The sequence below is a fragment of the Cupriavidus basilensis genome (genome assembly GCF_029335485.1).
In the GTDB taxonomy this organism is placed as follows: Bacteria; Pseudomonadota; Gammaproteobacteria; order Burkholderiales; family Burkholderiaceae; genus Cupriavidus; species Cupriavidus basilensis_E.
Genome location: NZ_JARJLM010000724.1, coordinates 1 through 1,159, shown reverse-complemented (window position 1 = coordinate 1,159; position 1,159 = coordinate 1). Strand labels below are relative to the sequence as shown.

Annotated in this window: 1 protein-coding gene; it reads left to right on the top strand. The window is 69.1% G+C overall.

Annotation, left to right across the window (positions count from 1 at the left end; all coding sequences use genetic code 11):
• Window positions 1-230: 230 nt before the first annotated feature.
• Window positions 231-1,159, top strand: a 929-nt coding sequence (locus P3W85_RS44810; RefSeq protein ID WP_276269565.1) for a peptidylprolyl isomerase, incomplete at its 3' end; no start/stop codon positions are given.

The window sequence follows — 1,159 nt, the reverse complement described above, 5'->3', positions numbered from 1 at the left end:
CAGGCGGCTGGCGGCGCAGCGGAGGCGCCGCGCCCATGAGCCGTAGCGCCGGCAATTGGCCATACACAGCGTTGTCGCCCAGCCTTTTGTTGCTAGGGCGCGAGTGTTTTGTCATGTTGCTGGGTTGTAATCAGGAGCGGGGCGCTTTGCGCGGGCCGGGCGATTGCGCCGATGCCCGCCGGCATTCACCCGTGCTCCGCGAAGACAGGGTATGGATACAGATGAAACGAATGAACTTGAGCGTCCGCTCGATGGTGTCGCCCGCACGCACGGCCATCGGCATCCTGTTGGCTTCATGGCTGAGCGCGGCGCCGGTGCAGGCGGCGGAGCCGGCCGCAGCGGGCCCGGTGGTGGCGCGCCTCGGGGCGGTCACGGTTGGCCAGGAAGAGGTCGAGCGCTTGCTGCAAGGCTTGCCGGCGGCCGAGCGGGCCGCGGCCAGGAGCAACCGCGCGGGCATCGAGAACTGGCTGCGCCAGCGCCTGGCCGCCGAAGCGTTGCTGCGCGAGGCCCAGGGCAAGGGCTGGGCGGAGCGGCCGGAGATCAAGGCGCGCGTCGATGCCGCTGTGCGTGAAGTCACCGCCCGCATCGTCTCCTCCACCTACCTGGAGTCGGTCACCCAGGTGCCTGCCGGCTATCCGTCCGAGGCCGAGGTCAAGGCGGCCTACGAAGAAGGCAAGGCGAACTTCCAGCTGCCGGCGACTTACCGGGTTGCGCAGATCTTCCTGGCTGCCCAGGGTACGGATGCCGCCGCCATCGCCAAGGTTCGCGACGAAGCGCGCAAGCTGGCAGCGCAGGCGCGGCAGGGCGATTTTGCCGCGCTTGCCAAAACCAGATCGCAGGATCCGCGCGGCGCGGAGCGTGGCGGGGAAGTCGGCACGCTGCCGCTGGCGCAGATGCTGCCCGAGGTACGCGACGTGGTGGCCAGACTCAAGGCTGGCCAGGTGAGCGAGCCGGTGCAATCGGCGGCGGGCTTTCACGTGGTGAAGCTGCTGGACTCGCAGGCCGGCCGCACCGCCACCCTGGACGAGATCAAGCCGCAGTTGCTGACGGCGATGCGCCAGCAGCGCCAGCAGCAACTCGTGCAGGCCTATCTTGCCAATCTCGGCCCGGCGGCCTCCGTGAATATCGACACCGCCGCACTGGACGCGGTGCTGCAGAA